At 63.5% G+C, this 14,251-nt stretch carries 18 protein-coding genes; 5 read left to right on the top strand and 13 right to left on the bottom strand.

The features are described from left to right. Positions 1–11: 11 nt before the first annotated feature. The 9 genes from HUV48_RS12295 to hisB form a co-directional block, all read right to left on the bottom strand. Positions 12–458 (bottom strand): ExbD/TolR family protein, encoded by a 447-nt coding sequence (locus HUV48_RS12295; protein WP_176268096.1) that lies wholly within the window; start codon positions 456–458, stop codon positions 12–14. Next, the gene (gene tolQ / locus HUV48_RS12300) at positions 458–1,186 is read right to left on the bottom strand and encodes a protein TolQ (protein WP_176268097.1); all 729 of its coding nucleotides are present in this window, start codon (positions 1,184–1,186) and stop codon (positions 458–460) included. Before tolQ ends, HUV48_RS12295 begins: the two co-directional genes overlap by 1 nt. Positions 1,187–1,188: 2 nt before the next feature. After that, positions 1,189–1,656, bottom strand: a complete 468-nt coding sequence (locus tag HUV48_RS12305) for a YbgC/FadM family acyl-CoA thioesterase (protein ID WP_176268098.1) — start codon at positions 1,654–1,656, stop codon at positions 1,189–1,191. An 84-nt stretch (positions 1,657–1,740) separates the two neighbouring features. Further along, complete coding sequence (locus tag HUV48_RS12310; RefSeq protein ID WP_176268099.1) at positions 1,741–2,118, bottom strand: HIT domain-containing protein; 378 nt, start codon at positions 2,116–2,118, stop codon at positions 1,741–1,743. Then, positions 2,115–2,432 (bottom strand): phosphoribosyl-ATP diphosphatase, encoded by a 318-nt coding sequence (locus HUV48_RS12315; RefSeq protein WP_176268100.1) that lies wholly within the window; start codon positions 2,430–2,432, stop codon positions 2,115–2,117. Before HUV48_RS12315 ends, HUV48_RS12310 begins: the two co-directional genes overlap by 4 nt. Before the next feature lie 30 nt (positions 2,433–2,462). Then, positions 2,463–3,242: an imidazole glycerol phosphate synthase subunit HisF gene (hisF, locus tag HUV48_RS12320; protein ID WP_176268101.1), complete on the bottom strand. Its 780-nt coding sequence runs from the start codon at positions 3,240–3,242 to the stop codon at positions 2,463–2,465. After that, the gene (gene hisA, locus HUV48_RS12325; protein ID WP_176268102.1) at positions 3,239–3,964 is read right to left on the bottom strand and encodes a 1-(5-phosphoribosyl)-5-[(5-phosphoribosylamino)methylideneamino]imidazole-4-carboxamide isomerase; all 726 of its coding nucleotides are present in this window, start codon (positions 3,962–3,964) and stop codon (positions 3,239–3,241) included. The genes hisF and hisA overlap by 4 nt, the downstream gene beginning before the upstream one ends. Then, positions 3,961–4,587, bottom strand: a complete 627-nt coding sequence (hisH, locus tag HUV48_RS12330) for an imidazole glycerol phosphate synthase subunit HisH (RefSeq protein WP_176268103.1) — start codon at positions 4,585–4,587, stop codon at positions 3,961–3,963. The genes hisA and hisH overlap by 4 nt, the downstream gene beginning before the upstream one ends. Further along, positions 4,580–5,173, bottom strand: a complete 594-nt coding sequence (gene hisB, locus HUV48_RS12335) for an imidazoleglycerol-phosphate dehydratase HisB (protein ID WP_176268104.1) — start codon at positions 5,171–5,173, stop codon at positions 4,580–4,582. Before hisB ends, hisH begins: the two co-directional genes overlap by 8 nt. An 83-nt stretch (positions 5,174–5,256) precedes the next feature. On the opposite strand from hisB, the gene HUV48_RS12340 reads away from it, so the two are divergent. From HUV48_RS12340 to gmk, 3 genes are read left to right on the top strand one after another with little or no spacing between them, the layout of a single operon-like run. Then, positions 5,257–5,760, top strand: a complete 504-nt coding sequence (locus HUV48_RS12340) for an SspB family protein (RefSeq protein ID WP_176268105.1) — start codon at positions 5,257–5,259, stop codon at positions 5,758–5,760. A gap of 42 nt (positions 5,761–5,802) precedes the next feature. Beyond that, positions 5,803–6,225 carry a hypothetical protein gene (locus HUV48_RS12345; RefSeq protein WP_176268106.1) on the top strand — a complete coding sequence of 141 codons (423 nt, stop codon included), beginning with the start codon at positions 5,803–5,805 and terminating at the stop codon, positions 6,223–6,225. Between the two features lie 54 nt (positions 6,226–6,279). Continuing rightward, the gene (gmk, locus tag HUV48_RS12350; RefSeq protein ID WP_176268107.1) at positions 6,280–6,921 is read left to right on the top strand and encodes a guanylate kinase; all 642 of its coding nucleotides are present in this window, start codon (positions 6,280–6,282) and stop codon (positions 6,919–6,921) included. A 10-nt stretch (positions 6,922–6,931) separates the two neighbouring features. Here the strand turns inward: gmk and HUV48_RS12355 are convergent, their stop codons facing one another. From HUV48_RS12355 to HUV48_RS12370, 4 genes are all read right to left on the bottom strand, one after another. Continuing rightward, the gene (locus tag HUV48_RS12355; RefSeq protein ID WP_318656103.1) at positions 6,932–7,837 is read right to left on the bottom strand and encodes an SMP-30/gluconolactonase/LRE family protein; all 906 of its coding nucleotides are present in this window, start codon (positions 7,835–7,837) and stop codon (positions 6,932–6,934) included. Further along, a complete protein-coding gene (locus HUV48_RS12360) occupies positions 7,825–8,631 on the bottom strand; it encodes an SDR family NAD(P)-dependent oxidoreductase (protein WP_176268153.1) in 807 nt (268 codons plus the stop codon). The genes HUV48_RS12355 and HUV48_RS12360 overlap by 13 nt, the downstream gene beginning before the upstream one ends. A 34-nt stretch (positions 8,632–8,665) precedes the next feature. Then, positions 8,666–9,805 carry an acyl-CoA dehydrogenase family protein gene (locus HUV48_RS12365; RefSeq protein WP_176268108.1) on the bottom strand — a complete coding sequence of 380 codons (1,140 nt, stop codon included), beginning with the start codon at positions 9,803–9,805 and terminating at the stop codon, positions 8,666–8,668. A 131-nt stretch (positions 9,806–9,936) separates the two neighbouring features. Further along, the gene (locus HUV48_RS12370) at positions 9,937–11,118 is read right to left on the bottom strand and encodes an acyl-CoA dehydrogenase family protein (protein ID WP_176268109.1); all 1,182 of its coding nucleotides are present in this window, start codon (positions 11,116–11,118) and stop codon (positions 9,937–9,939) included. A 272-nt stretch (positions 11,119–11,390) separates the two neighbouring features. Between HUV48_RS12370 and HUV48_RS12375 the strand changes: the two genes are divergently transcribed. Both HUV48_RS12375 and HUV48_RS12380 read left to right on the top strand, forming a co-directional pair. Then, positions 11,391–12,818 (top strand): MFS transporter, encoded by a 1,428-nt coding sequence (locus HUV48_RS12375; RefSeq protein WP_318656101.1) that lies wholly within the window; start codon positions 11,391–11,393, stop codon positions 12,816–12,818. Positions 12,819–12,917: 99 nt separating this feature from the next. Next, positions 12,918–14,243: an acyl-CoA dehydrogenase family protein gene (locus tag HUV48_RS12380; RefSeq protein WP_176268110.1), complete on the top strand. Its 1,326-nt coding sequence runs from the start codon at positions 12,918–12,920 to the stop codon at positions 14,241–14,243. Positions 14,244–14,251 lie beyond the last annotated feature (8 nt).

Raw genomic sequence — 14,251 nt, forward strand, 5'->3', positions numbered from 1 at the left:
ACCGGCTTCGCCTATGGCGGGGTTACTGAACCGCTGGTGACCAGCGAGATTGAGTTGAACCCGGCGCGGTTAAGCTCGCCCATGACGGCCATGACGTTGCCGTAAGGGAGTGTGCGATCCGCGCGCAGTGTAATGTCGGGCAAGCGGCCCGAGCCGTCTGGCGTGATCGCGACGAGGCGATCAGGCAGTTCGCCCGGACCAAGCTGTTCGTCGTCGAGATAGATGCCGCCGGTCGCATCCATCGAGAGCACCAGCGATTGCTGCTCGTTCGTCAGCGGATTGGCGCGGCTCTCGGGAAGCTCGACCGGAACGCCGGCGGTCAGGAGCGGCGCGGTCACCATGAAGATGATGAGCAGCACCAGCATCACGTCGACCAGCGGCGTAACGTTGATTTCCGCCATCGGGGCGCGGCGCGAATTGCGCCCCGACCGCGACGAGGTATGCAGACCCATTGCCATCAGCGGCGCTCCAGCTGCCGCGTCAGCGAGGCATGGACGGCGTCCGCAAACCTGCCGAGGCGCGCTTCGAAGCGGTTCACCTCATGGCTGAAACGGTTGTAGGCGATGACGGCCGGAATGGCTGCGAACAGACCGATCGCCGTGGCGAACAGCGCTTCGGAAATACCGGGCGCGACGACTGCGAGCGAGCTGTTTTCCTGGATGCCGATCTGGAAGAAGCTGTTCATGATGCCCCAGACCGTGCCGAACAGGCCGACGAACGGCGCGACGGAACCGGTGGTCGCGAGGAAGTTCAGCCGGTCGGCAAGCGCGTCTGCCTCAACGGCTACCTGGCTGTTCATCGCGATCCCGATCCGCTCGCGCATCGCCTGCGGATCGCGGCTACCGACTGCGCCGCTTTCGCTGCTCATCGAGCGTCGCCATTCCTTGACCGCCATATCGGCGACCCGGGCGCTCGGCGTCGCCTTGCTGCGGCGCTCGGACATGAAGCGGTCGACATCCGCGGCGTCCCAGAACTTGTCCTCGAACTGCCGCGAAGCGTGCTTGAGGCGGCCCATGCGGGTGATGAACGAGACGATGATCGCCCACGACCAGACGCTCGCGAGGAGCAGTCCGGCCATAACGATCTTCACGACGATGTCAGCGTCGAGGAACAGTCGCAGCGGGTCGAGGCTGACCGGCGCGCTCGCAACGAAATTGACCGAGAGTTCAGGCAGTAAGGCGATCATGTTTATCCGTTTTCTGAAGTGAAACTGCCAGAGGCGAAGGCGGCAAAGGCATCGCGCCATGCATCGGGCTGGCGGCGGGGGCGCCCGCCGGGAGAAAGGAAGGCGGCGCGCACGTCGGCTTCCGCGAGCAGCGTGTCGCCGCGAAAGGCGCGCTGCCGCATCGTGCAGCTTGCGCCGCGAATGTCCTCCGCCGTGGTTTCGATCAGCACGTCGTCGTCGAGCTTCGCGGGCGAGGCATAGCGGATGGCCAAATCCGCCACCGCGTAGGCGCCGTCACCCGCTTCAATCGCGGCGCGCTGGTCGATGCCGAGCCGGCGCAGCAAGTCTGAGCGTGCCCGCTCGAACCAGCACAGGTAATTGGTATGATAGGTGATGCCGGACAGGTCGGTATCCTCGTAATACACCCGCACCGCGTAGAGATGCCGCGAACCGTCGATCAGTCCATCGGGCGGAGAGGGCCTGGCGTTCATAACTGGCCCCGGCGGTTAGCAAAAGCCGGAATCGCCCTACAAGCCGAAGAGTTAAGCCTTATGGCCATGTGCGGCGAAACGATGCTATTTCGCGATCATCGGTCCGAGCGGCTGCCGCCCGAACAGATGCACGTGAAGGTGCGGCACTTCCTGTCCCGCATAGTGGCCGACATTGGCGAGCAGGCGGTAGCCGGGCTCGACGAGATCGTGCTCCCGAGCAACATGACCAACCGCGCGGATGAAACCGGCGATCTCGCTGTCGGAAGCGCGTGCCGAAAAATCGTCCCAGCTCACATAGTTGGCTTTCGGAATTACGAGGATGTGTAGCTTTGCCTGCGGATTGATATCCTCGAACGCAAAGGCCCACTCATCCTCGTAGACCTTGGTGGACGGTATTTCCCCGCGCAGTATTTTCGCGAAGATATTGTCGTCGTCGTAAGGCTTCGTCGCATCGACCGTCATTGCGCGCTCCTATTGGCTTTCTCGTCGAGGCCCGAAGTCCCCTCGCGCCGGTCGAGTTCGGCCATCACCTCGTTCAGCGCCACGCCCTTCGCGCCGAGCAGGACGAGCAGATGGAACAGCAGGTCGGCGCTTTCGCTGATCAGGTCCGCCTTCGACCCGGCGACGGCGGCGATGACCGTTTCGGTCGCCTCCTCACCCAGCTTCTGCGCCATTTTCGGCGCACCGGCGGCATTCAGCCGCGCGACGTAGCTGCTGTCCGGATCTGCGGAAAGCCGCTGCGCAATCGTGTCCTCAAGGCGGGTCAAAGTGTTCATAAGGCTATATCAAATGCACCGAGCGCGGCGTCAACCGCGCGCAGGCAGCCCCGCTGCGCGCAAAGCGGCGTGGGCTTCCTTCACGCTGTGCTGGCCGAAGTGGAAGATCGAGGCGGCAAGGACCGCGCTCGCGTGACCCCGGGTCACTCCTTCGACAAGATGCTCAAGCTTTCCGACGCCGCCGCTCGCAATGACCGGCACGGAAACGCTGTCTGCGATGGCGCGGGTCAGTTCGAGGTCGTAACCTGCTCTGGTTCCGTCGCCGTCCATCGAGGTGACGAGAAGTTCTCCTGCCCCCAGTTCGGCGAGGCGGACTGCATGATCCACCGCGTCGATCCCGGTCGGTTTGCGCCCGCCGTGGGTGTAGATTTCCCAGCCGCGGAAGCGTTCGCCCTCGGCAGTCGTCGCGGCGCGCGCATCGACGCTGGCGACGACGCACTGGCTGCCGAACTTCTCGGCGATTTCTCGCACCAGTTCGGGCCTAGTGACGGCAGCGGAGTTGACCGCGACCTTGTCCGCTCCGGCAAGTAGCAACGCGCGCGCGTCCTCGACACTCCGCACTCCGCCGCCGACGGTCAGCGGCATGAAGCAGACTTCCGCCGTGCGCCGGACCATGTCGAGCAGCGTGCCACGCCCCTCATGGCTGGCGGAAATGTCTAGGAAGCACAGCTCGTCCGCCCCCGCGCGGTCATAGGCCTGCGCCTGCTCGACCGGATCGCCCGCGTCCTGCAGATCGACGAAATTCACGCCCTTGACCACGCGCCCGTCGGCAACGTCGAGGCAGGGAATGACGCGGATGCGGACGGTCATCTGCTTGCCATCGCAATCGCGGCAGCAAGGTCCAGCCGTCCCTCGTACAACGCGCGGCCGGTAATGACGCCTTCGATCCCGTCTTTCGCGTGCAGCGACAGAACGTGAATGTCGTCGAGGCCTTTCACCCCGCCGCTCGCGATGACCGGGATGTCCACACGCCGGGCCAGTTCGAGCGTCGCGTCGATGTTCACGCCTTTGAGCATTCCGTCGCGGCCGATGTCGGTGAAGAGCAGGGCGGCAACCCCCGCATCCTCGAACCGGCGCGCCAGATCGGCCACCGGCACGTCCGATACTTCGGCCCAACCTTCGGCGGCGACCATTCCGTCCTTGGCGTCCACTGCGACGACGATGCCGTTCTCCCACTCCCGCGCCATGTCCTTCACGAATTCCGGGTTCTTGAGCGCGGCGGAGCCGATGACGATGCGCGAGACCCCGAGGGTGAACCAGCCTTCGACCGCCTTGGCATCGCGAATGCCGCCGCCGAGTTGCACGTGTCCCGGGAAGCGTTCCACGATGGCTTCGACCGCCTCGCGGTTGCGGCTTTCGCCGGCGAAGGCTCCGTCGAGATCGACGACGTGGAGATACTCGGCGCCAGCTTCGGCGAACAGCATCGCCTGCGCCGCCGGATCGTCGCCGTAGACGGTCGCGCGGTCCATATCGCCTTCGGAAAGCCGTACGACTTCACCGTTCTTGAGGTCGATGGCGGGAAATACAATCACGGGTTCCACTCCAGAAAGCGGGATAGCAGGTCGAGCCCGTAGGCCTGGCTCTTTTCGGGGTGAAATTGCACGCCGAGCAAATTGTCGCGCCCGACTGCTGCGACGATTCCGCCGCCGTGGTCGGTCATCGCGACGATGTCCGCACCGTCCTCCGCGTGGAAGCGGTAGGAGTGGAGGAAATAGGCCTCGCCGGGCTGCACGACCTCGTTGCCGTGCGCATGAGGCGTCAGGCCGACGTCGTTCCAGCCCATGTGCGGAACCTTTACCTTCGGATCGTCCGGCTCGATCAGCTCGACATCGCCCGAGATCCAGTCGAGCCCGTCGGTGGTATCGTGTTCGAGGCCTCGCGTCGCGAGCAGCTGCATCCCGACGCAGATGCCGAGGAAGGGAACGCCGCCACTAAGTGCGCGGCTTTCCATTGCTTCGACCATGCCATCGACGGCGCGCAGGCCTTCAGCGCATGACTTGAAACTGCCCACGCCGGGCAGGATGATCCGCTCGGCCCGCGCGACCACGTCGCTGTCCGCGGTGACGTTGACCTCTGCGCCCACCTTGCGAAGCGCATTTTCGACCGAATGAAGATTGCCCGCGCCGTAATCGATCAGCGCAACCGAATTACCCACCGAGTTGGCCCTTGGTGCTGGGCACGGCGTCGCCCTTGCGCGGGTCGCGTTCGACCGCCTGCCGCATCGCGCGCGCAAAGCCCTTGTACAGCGCCTCGCAGATATGGTGGTTGTTCTGGCCGTAGATGAGTTCGCAGTGCAGCGTGATGCCCGCCGTCTGCGCGACCGAATGGAACCAGTGCTCGATCAGCTCGGTATCCCATTCGCCCAGCTTCTCCTGCGTGAAACCGGCTTTCCACACGAGATAGGGACGTCCCGAGATATCGAGCGCGACGCGCGCCAGCGTTTCGTCCATCGGCGAATAGGCCGTGCCGTAACGCCCGATGCCAGCCTTGTCGCCCAGCGCCTGCGCCAGAGCCTGGCCGAGCGCAAGCGCGCTGTCCTCGGTGGTGTGGTGCTGGTCGATATGCAGATCGCCATCGACTTCCAGTGTCACGTCGATCAGCGAATGGCGGCTGAACTGCTCCACCATGTGGTCGAGAAAGCCAATGCCGGTGGACACGTCATAAGCGCCCGTACCGTCCAGATCGACAGTCACTTCGATCGCGGTTTCTGCGGTCTTGCGGGAGATTTGGCCTGTTCGCATGAGGCAAGCGCTATAGGCACAAATCGCGTCTTCGCAAGCATTCGCGCTTGACCGAACGGACCGTGCGCGCCACCTGTTGCGGCATGAGCGAAGACACGCCCGACAGCCTCATTCCCTACGATTCCATCGTGCAGGAAGCCTTGCGCGCCGTGGTCGGGCGCGTGCTCGGCGAGATCGAATCCACCGGCGGCGACCTGCCCGGGGCGCATCATTTCTACATCACCTTCAAGACCCATGCCGCGGGCGTGGACATCCCGGGCCACCTGCGCGAGCGATTCCCGGACGAGATGACCATCGTGCTGCAGAACAAGTTCTGGGACCTGAAGGTCGGGGAAGAAGGCTTCTCGGTCGGTCTCAGCTTCAACCAGATCGCATCGAACCTTTCCATTCCCTACGCCGCGATTACGCAATTCGTCGATCCGGCAGTCGACTTCGGCCTCCAGTTCCAGACCAGCGAGGAAGCCTTGCCGAGCGAAGTCGTGGACCCCGCGGGCAATGACGGGGCGGAACCTGCAGGCGAGCCATCCATTGGTGAAAGTGAAGACGGCTCCAACGTCGTGACGGTGGATTTCGGCCGCAAGAAATAAGTATCGGCCATCGATGCCGGTGCGTTTGCAGGGAAAAGGCACATGGCAAAACCCAATCACATCACTGACCGAGGCGGGCGACGCGTCGCTCATGCGGCGGACGAAGTTTCCGATCGCAACACCGTCCCCGGACCGAGCACCAACCCGGCAACCAACCTGTTCATTAACGACATCCTTCTTCGCAGTGTCGGTCGCCTTGCACGGCTGACCATGGAAAAGGGGATCGTCGGCAAGAAATACGGCAGCCAGTTCGCGAAGGACGCGGTCGAGAACCGCTCGCTCGTCCACACGCTTGCTGCCTACGGCGTAACCAAGGTAGCGACGAAATCCATCCCGGGCGCGCTGCTCGTCGGTGGCGGGCTGCTCGCCAAGACCATCTTCGATCGCAGCCACTCGAAGCGCAAATCGCGACGTGAGGGCGACAAGACGCTGCGTAAACAGGCCGATCCCGACAGCGCGATTTGATTCTGGCCTGTTCGCGGACTTGATTTAACGGGCCATGCCGGTGCAAAGGCACGCATGGCCGCTTCCCTTCCCGATACGCTGCATCGCCGCGGGCTGATGTTTATCCTGTCTTCGCCTTCTGGCGCAGGCAAGACCACGATTTCGCGCATGCTGCTGGAAGCGGACGAGGCGATCAAACTCTCCGTATCCGTTACGACCCGCGCGCCGCGTCCGGGCGAGATCGACGGAGTTCACTATTACTTCGTGAACGATGCCGAGTTCGACCGCATGGTCGCGGAAGACGACTTTTACGAATGGGCGCATGTCTTCGGCTATCGCTACGGCACGCCGAAGGGCCGCATCCGCAGCGGGCTGAAGGAAGGGCAGGACTTCCTGTTCGACATCGACTGGCAGGGCACGCAGCAGCTTTTTCAGAAGGATCAGCAGGACGTCGTGCGCGTATTCATCCTGCCCCCGAGCATCGCCGAACTTGAAAGCCGTCTGCGCTCGCGCGGAACCGACAGCGAGGAAGTCATTGCTGCGCGAATGGAGCGGGCACGCTCCGAAATCAGCCACTGGGACGCCTACGACTACGTCGTCATCAATGAGGACGCGCAGCTATGCTTTGCGAAGGTGCGCGAGATCCTGGAAGCCGAGCGGATGAAGCGCCAGCGGCAGACCGGACTCATCGACTTCGTGCGTGAATTGACGCGGTAGCGCGGACGCCTCAGGGCCGGCCCGCTCGCGCTACGTCGACCTTGCAAGCCAGTATTTCACCGTTCTTTGCCGAGCTTGCCGCATCGCGGTGCGAAGTAGGCGCCACGACCATGAACAGCGTGCGCCCGTCCGCTCCGCCGAGCATGCAGGCGTAGCAATTGAGCTCGCCCGTCTCGACGATATCCAGCACTTCGCCGCCTTCGCCGTAGCGCACGCATGCGGGGGCGAGGGCGTTGGCGATCCAGACCGCGCCTTCGGCATCGAGGCATATGCCGTCGGGCAGCCGCGGTGCAGTATCGGCCCAAATGCGGCGGTTTGCGAGCGTGCCGTCTGTCCCGATATCCAGTGCGGTAAGCTGGCCTGCCAGCGTCTCGGCTACGATGAGGGTTTTGCCGTCCGGCGTAATGACGGTGCCGTTGGGGAAGAAGAACCGCTCTTCGCCCGCCGCGCTCGAAACCGAACCGTCGGGCTCAACGAGCGCAAGCTGCGTTTTCGCGCCGTTCGCCTGGACCCATTCCGGGCCTTTTTCCGTCAACGCCCGGTCGAGATCGAAGCCGAAATTGCCGACGTAAGCGCGGCCCTGCGCGTCCACGGCCATGTCGTTGCACCAGAAGCCAGCAAGATCGGACAGGTCCGCGTGCAGTTCCAGCCGCCCGTCCGGCCAGCGCCGCCAGACCTGCTGCCGCGTCATCGACACGACGAGCAGCGATCCGTCGGGCATCCAGCCAAGGCCGGAGGGTTGGTCATCCAGTTCGAGTTCGGCCCTCAGGTCGCCGCCGTTTTCGCCGACCGAATAGACCGTGTGGGCATAGAAGTCGGAGAACCACAGCCGGCGGTCATGCCAGCGCGGACCTTCGCCGAAATGGATGCCCTCGACGACGGTGGTGAGTTCGCGCGCGATCGTCAGTCGCCCGATGGATCGACGAAGTTTCCTGCGCCGATGTTCGCATTGACCACGCCGCCGTCGATCGGGATCGTCGTGCCGACCACATAGTCGCCCGCCCGGCTGAGAAGGTAGATCGCGCCTGCGGCCATGTCCTCGCTCACGCCCACACGGCGGGCGGGAATGCCCTTCTTGACCCGGTCGGCATTGTCGCGCGCAGCGCGGTTCATCGCGCTCGGGAAAGCGCCCGGACCGATGCCGTTTACGACGATGTTCTGGCCGATCAACTCCGCCGCCATGCGGCGGGTCAGGTGAATGAGACCCGCCTTCGATGCCTGATAGGGATAGGTCGGCCACGGATTGCTCTTCATCCCGTCGATGCTGGCGATCATCAGCACCTTGGCCGGGCGGTCTTCGCTCGCCGCCGCCTTCAAGAGTGGCAGCAGCTTCTGCGTCAGGAAGAACGGCGTCTTGACGTTGAGGTCCATCGTCCGGTCCCAGCCGGCTTCGGTAAAGTCCTCGAACGGTTCGCCCCAAGCGGCTCCTGCATTGTTGACGAGGATATCGAGCTTGTCTTCGCGCGACTTCAATTCGTCCGCCAATGCCGTAATCCCGTCCAACTGGCTGAGATCGCCGATCAGGCCCACGACCTTGTCGCCAAGTTCGGCGCTGGTTTCATCCACCTGCTCCTTCTTGCGGGCGACGATGTAGACGCGCGCGCAGCCCGCTTCGAGCAGGCCTTCCACGATCATCTTGCCGATGCCGCGGCTGCCGCCGGTGACGAGCGCCACGCGCCTTTCGAGACCGAACAGGTCGGTTAGGTTCATCATATTCTCTCTCCCGGTGTCTTTGACCTGCGGATTAGTATCCGCTCAACTGCGCGACGCGTTCGGCGTGGTAGTACTGGTCGCCGAGGAACTCCTGCAACGCGCGGTCGCGCTTCATATAGAGGCCGATGTCGTATTCGTCGGTCATGCCGATCCCGCCGTGCATCTGTACGCCTTCGCGCACGGCGAGGCCGGCGGCCTTGGCGACCTTTGCCTTGGCGACGCTCGCCATCAGCTCGGCCTTTTCGCTGCCGCCGTCGAGAAGCTGCGCCGCCTTGATGGTGACGGCACGGGCGATTTCGACTTCGGCATAAAGATGTGCGGCGCGGTGCTGCAGCGCCTGGAACTCGCCGATCGTCTTACCGAACTGCTTGCGCTGTTTGAGGTAGTCGACGGTCATGTCCATCGCCCCGCGCGCAACGCCGACACCTTCGGCCGCTGCGCCGACCCGGCCCGCGTCAAGCATCGCGTTCAGGATTTCGCGCCCGCCGTCGACTTCGCCGATGACTGCGTCGCCGTCGAGTTCGACGTCGTCGAAACTGGTGTGCGTCGCCATCGAGCTATCGACCAGCCGCCGAGCGTCATGTTCGATGCCGCTCGTGTCCTTGGGGACGGCGAACAGGGTGACCCCGTCGGTGTCGTCGTCGCTGCCGGAGGTGCGCGCGGCAACCACCATCATGTCGGCGCTCGCGCCATGAAGGACGAATGCCTTCTTGCCGTTCAGCTTGAAGCCGTTGCCCGATTTCTCGGCCTTGCAGCCGATGCGCTGCGGGTTGTGCTTCGGACCTTCGTCGATGGCGACGGTGAACACGCTCTTGCCTTCGATCAGGCCGGGGAGCCAGCGCGAGCGAAGATCTTCGCTGCCATGCTTCAGAGCCGTCGCGGCCAGAACGGAAGACGCGAGGAACGGGGAGGGAGTGAGGTTCCGCCCGATCTCTTCGAGCACGATGGCTGCCTCGACGTGACCCATGCCGAGCCCGCCGTCATCCTCGTCCACCAGCATTCCGGTGAAGCCCATCTCGCCGAACTGTTCCCAGAGGCCGTGGCCGAAACCGTCCTTGCAGTCCCGGTCGCGCCAGTGGCGCAGCTGTTTGTTGATCGCGCCTTCTTCGCGCATGAACTGCGATGCGCTGTCGGCCAGCATCGCCTGATCGTCGTCGTGATAAAGTGGCATTTTTTTCTCCAAGTCCCCTCCTGATGGGAAGGGGCAGTGAGACTTGGCGGCTTGCCGCCTAGTCGCAGCGGGGTGGGAGCCTCATGTCAGCCCACCCTCGACCCCTCCCGCCAGCGGGAGGGGAGTTTGATTTATCCGCCCGGCAGCTCGAGGATGCGCTTCGAGATGACGTTGAGCATCACTTCGCTCGTACCGCCTTCGATGCTGTTGGCCTTGGTGCGGAGCCAGCTGCGCGCCGTCTTGCCGCCGCCCGATTCCTCGCTATCCCATTCGAGCGCCGCACTGCCGCCGGCCGCCATCAGCAGTTCGTGACGGCGCTTGTTCAGCTCGGTACCGGCGTATTTAAGCATGTTCGGCTGGGCGGGATGGCCCTTGTTCGCCTTGAGTTCGTCCATGAACTTCTCGCTCATCGCGGTGAAGGAAAGCGCATCGACGTCGAACATCGCCATTTCGGCGCGCAGCACCGGATCGAGCTCGCCCTGGCGCGAAGTTACGGAGCCGAGCGAAGACGCGCGGTCGCCGCCGCCGGTTGCGGAAATCATCTCGCGCTCGTGGCCGAGCAAATATTTCGCAACGTCCCAGCCGCGGTTGACCTCGCCGACATAGGCCGGAATGTCCTCGCCGTAGCTTTTGGGGACTTTCACGTCGTCCATGAAAGTCTCGCAGAACGGCGAATTGCCGCTTATAAGTAGGATCGGCTTGGTCGAAACGCCCTGGTTCTCCATGTCGAACAGCATGAAGGTGATGCCCTGGTACTTGTTCTCCTTGTCCGTGCGGACGAGGCAGAAGATCCAGTCGGCTTCGTCGGCGTAGGAGGTCCAGATCTTCTGACCGTTGACGATCCAGTGATCGCCCTTGTCCTCGCCGTAGGTCTGCATGGACACGAGGTCGCTGCCGCTGCCCGGCTCGCTATAACCCTGGCACCAGCGGATTTCGCCCCGCGCGATCTCATTAAGGAAGCGCTGCTTCTGGCCTTCCGTGCCGAAGTGTAGCAGCGCCGGGCCGAGCATCCAGATGCCGAAGCTCGATAGCGGCGGGCGCGCATTGATGGCGGCCATTTCCTGCCGGAAAATCTTGCCTTCTGCCGGCGAAAGGCCAGCGCCGCCGTATTCCTTCGGCCATTCGGGAACGGTGTATCCCTTGTCCCGGCAGGCTTCGAACCACTGCTTTTGCGCGTCGCTCTTGAAGCTGGCATTGCGCCCGCCCCAGTAGACGTCGCGCTCGTCGCGCACGGGCTGGCGCATTTCTTCGGGGCAGTTGGCTTCGAGCCAGCTGCGGACTTCGCTGCGGAACTGTTCGAGATCGTCGGCCATGGCGTATTCCTCTCTTGACGGTCTATCCACTTTGCAGCCGCCAGAAAGGCAGCGCGACGCGGAACTTGACGGTAACGTAAGCCCTTTTCGGGAGTCGCCGCAAGCGCCTTTCGCGGCGAATATCCTCGCTGTTCTGGCAACGCCTGCCATGCCGTAACGTCAGGCTAAATGCATTTGACGCTGGCGGCAGGCCCGATAGGCTTGAAAGCGCTGTCAGAGGAGAGCGGCTTGGGACATTTCATGTTGGTCGGAGCGAAATCATAGCGGGGCGGGTGGCCGGCCGCCTGCCCATGCGGCTGAAGGTGATTCACGGGTTCGGCGCGGCGGCTTTCGGCGTGAAGGACAGCGGCTTCTCCTTCTTCCTCCTCATCTACTACAATCAGGTTTTGGGAATGGACGCCGGAACGGTCGGACAGATACTGTTCGCCGCGCTGCTGATTGACGCGGTGGTCGATCCGCTTCTCGGCTACCTTTCCGACCGGACCTATACCCGGTGGGGCAGGCGATTGCCGTGGCTTTACGCCGCTCCGATCCCGCTGGCGATTGCATGGATATTGCTATGGTCGCCGCCGGGCGGGGATGCGCCGAGCGCGGGCGGGCTTCTCGCCGTAGCGGTCGCGGTACGCTTGCTGCTGTCGGCCTGCGAAGTGCCGTCGGTCAGTCTCGTTCCGGAAATCACCGACGACTATGTCGAGCGCACGACGCTGTTCCGCTATCGCTATCTCGCGGGCTGGCTCGGCGGGCTCAGCATGATGGTGCTGGCTTACACGGTGTTCATGCCGGGGCAGGACGGACTGCTCGAAGCGGACGGTTACGCGGCCTTCGGCATCTGCGGAGCGGTCATCATGGCGGTTTCGGTCATCGGGTCTGCCTGGGGGCAGCATTCGCTCGTGGCCGGTCTGCCCGAACACAAGCCGGGACCGCTCAGCTTCGCGAATGCCTTTGCCGAAATCAAACAGGCATTCAGCGAGCGCGCGTTCCTGATCTTCGCTGCCGGCGGTCTGGCCGCTTACATTACGCAGGGGCTGACGTTCTCGATCAGCCAGTATGTAAACCTGTTCGTCTGGCAGCTCGAAGGCGGAGCGCTGACCGCCTATCCGCTCGCACTGTTCCTGAGCGTAATCGGCATGTTCTTCATCGTCGGGCCGCTACACCGCCGGTTCGGCAAGCCGAAAAGCGCGGTGATCGGCTCGCTCGGCGCGGCGGCGTTCGGAATGACGCCCTATCTGCTGTTCGTGGCGGACCTTTGGCCGGAGGCGGGTACGCTTGTCTCGACGCTCGGCTTCTACGCGTTCCTCGTTCTCGGCAACATGCTGGGCATCGTGGTGATGATATCGGCCAGTTCGATGGTCGCGGAAATCGTCGAGGCGTATCAGGAGCGCACGGGGCAACGGGCCGAGGGTGCGTTCTATTCGGGCAACTGGCTCGTGCAGAAATGCGCGACCGGAATAGGCATCTTCCTGACCGGGCAGATCATCGCAGCGTCCGAGCTCGTCACGCGCGCTCAGCCGGGCAGCGTTCCGGGCGCAGTTCTGAACGAGATGATTCTGCTGTATGTGGCTGCGAGTTTTGTTCTCGCGGTCGTTTGCGCCTTCTGGTTGGGGCGCTTTCCGATCGGACAGGCCGAACATGAGGCGCGCGTTGCCGCTTTGCGAAAAGCTGCCGACGCTACGGAACCGCCGCATCGGCTGCCACGCTAGTCACCGCGGGCGAACAGCACACGAAAATCCGGGGTTGGCGCGGCCTTTGCGCTCTGTCAGAGTTGCCTGACAATTGCACAATTACGAGAGGATACGCGCATGGATTTTCAGCCCACCGAACGGCAGGAGCACTGGCGGAACCGGGTGCGCGACTTCATCGAGGCGAACGTACGCCCGAACGTACCGACCTATAACGAGCAGGATGCCGAGGGCGATCGCTGGAAGGTCATCCAGATCGTGGAGGACGTGAAGGCGAAAGCCAAGGACGCCGGTATCTGGAACCTGTTCATGCCGCCGCGCAACGACAGCCACCATCATGTCGACGAGAGCTTCGAGTTCGAAGGGCCGGGCCTCACCAATCTCGAATATGCGCTGTGTGCCGAGGAGATGGGCCGCATCGGCTGGGCGAGCGAGGTCTTCAACTGCTCCGCGCCCGACACCGGCAACATGGAAGTGCTGCACCGTTACGGTACGCGCGAACAGAAGGATGAGTGGCTGAAGCCGCTGATGGCGGGCGAAATCCGCTCCGCTTTCCTGATGACGGAGCCGGACGTTGCATCTTCCGACGCGACAAATATCGAAACGCATATTAAGCGCGACGGCGACGACTACGTGATCAACGGCCGCAAATGGTGGTCGAGCGGTGCGGGCGATCCGCGCTGCAAGGTCGCGATCGTCATGGGCAAGACCGATTTCGAGGCGAACCGCCACCAGCAACAATCGATGGTGCTCATGCCGCTCGATGCGGAAGGCGTGACGATCGAACGGCATCTGCCCGTATTCGGCTACGACGATGCACCGCACGGGCACATGGAAATCAGGCTCGACAACGTCCGCATTCCTGCGAGCAACATGCTGCTTGGCGAAGGGCGCGGGTTCGAGATCGCGCAAGGCCGCCTCGGACCGGGCCGCATTCATCACTGTATGCGCACCATCGGCGTGGCGGAAGAAGCGATCGCCAAAATGGCGCGCCGCCTCCAGTCGCGCGAAGCGTTCGGCAAGCCGATCTACAAGCACTCGATCTGGGAGCAGCGGATCGCGCAGGCTCGTATCGACATTGAAATGACGCGCCTGCTGTGCCTCAAGGCCGCCGACATGATGGACAAGGTCGGCAACAAGGCCGCGGCACAGGAAATCGCGATGATCAAGGTGCAGGCGCCGAACATGGCGCTGCGCATCATCGACGATGCGATTCAAGCGCATGGCGGCGGCGGCGTGTCGAACGATTACGGTCTTGCCAAGGCCTACGCCCACCAGCGCACGCTGCGCCTCGCCGACGGGCCGGACGAGGTTCACGCCCGCTCCATCGCGCGGATCGAGTTTGCCAAGCACGCTCCCGAAGACGGCCCGAAGAAGCGCGGCATGGGCGAAGGTCAGGCTGCCGGTAGCGGTGCAGGCAGCGCGGCTGCCACCGCCGGAGCCTGAACCGGACC

It is taken from the genome of Qipengyuania atrilutea (genome assembly GCF_013370205.1).
Lineage (GTDB): Bacteria > Pseudomonadota > Alphaproteobacteria > Sphingomonadales > Sphingomonadaceae > Actirhodobacter > Actirhodobacter atriluteus.

Coding starts and splice junctions, on each gene's coding strand:
- HUV48_RS12295 (WP_176268096.1), bottom strand. CDS start 458: ATGGCAATGGGTCTGCATACCTCGTCGCGGTCGGGGCGCAATTCGCGC.
- tolQ (WP_176268097.1), bottom strand. CDS start 1,186: ATGATCGCCTTACTGCCTGAACTCTCGGTCAATTTCGTTGCGAGCGCG.
- HUV48_RS12305 (WP_176268098.1), bottom strand. CDS start 1,656: ATGAACGCCAGGCCCTCTCCGCCCGATGGACTGATCGACGGTTCGCGG.
- HUV48_RS12310 (WP_176268099.1), bottom strand. CDS start 2,118: ATGACGGTCGATGCGACGAAGCCTTACGACGACGACAATATCTTCGCG.
- HUV48_RS12315 (WP_176268100.1), bottom strand. CDS start 2,432: ATGAACACTTTGACCCGCCTTGAGGACACGATTGCGCAGCGGCTTTCC.
- hisF (WP_176268101.1), bottom strand. CDS start 3,242: ATGACCGTCCGCATCCGCGTCATTCCCTGCCTCGACGTTGCCGACGGG.
- hisB (WP_176268104.1), bottom strand. CDS start 5,173: ATGCGAACAGGCCAAATCTCCCGCAAGACCGCAGAAACCGCGATCGAA.
- HUV48_RS12340 (WP_176268105.1), top strand. CDS start 5,257: ATGAGCGAAGACACGCCCGACAGCCTCATTCCCTACGATTCCATCGTG.
- HUV48_RS12345 (WP_176268106.1), top strand. CDS start 5,803: ATGGCAAAACCCAATCACATCACTGACCGAGGCGGGCGACGCGTCGCT.
- gmk (WP_176268107.1), top strand. CDS start 6,280: ATGGCCGCTTCCCTTCCCGATACGCTGCATCGCCGCGGGCTGATGTTT.
- HUV48_RS12360 (WP_176268153.1), bottom strand. CDS start 8,631: ATGAACCTAACCGACCTGTTCGGTCTCGAAAGGCGCGTGGCGCTCGTC.
- HUV48_RS12365 (WP_176268108.1), bottom strand. CDS start 9,805: ATGCCACTTTATCACGACGACGATCAGGCGATGCTGGCCGACAGCGCA.
- HUV48_RS12370 (WP_176268109.1), bottom strand. CDS start 11,118: ATGGCCGACGATCTCGAACAGTTCCGCAGCGAAGTCCGCAGCTGGCTC.
- HUV48_RS12380 (WP_176268110.1), top strand. CDS start 12,918: ATGGATTTTCAGCCCACCGAACGGCAGGAGCACTGGCGGAACCGGGTG.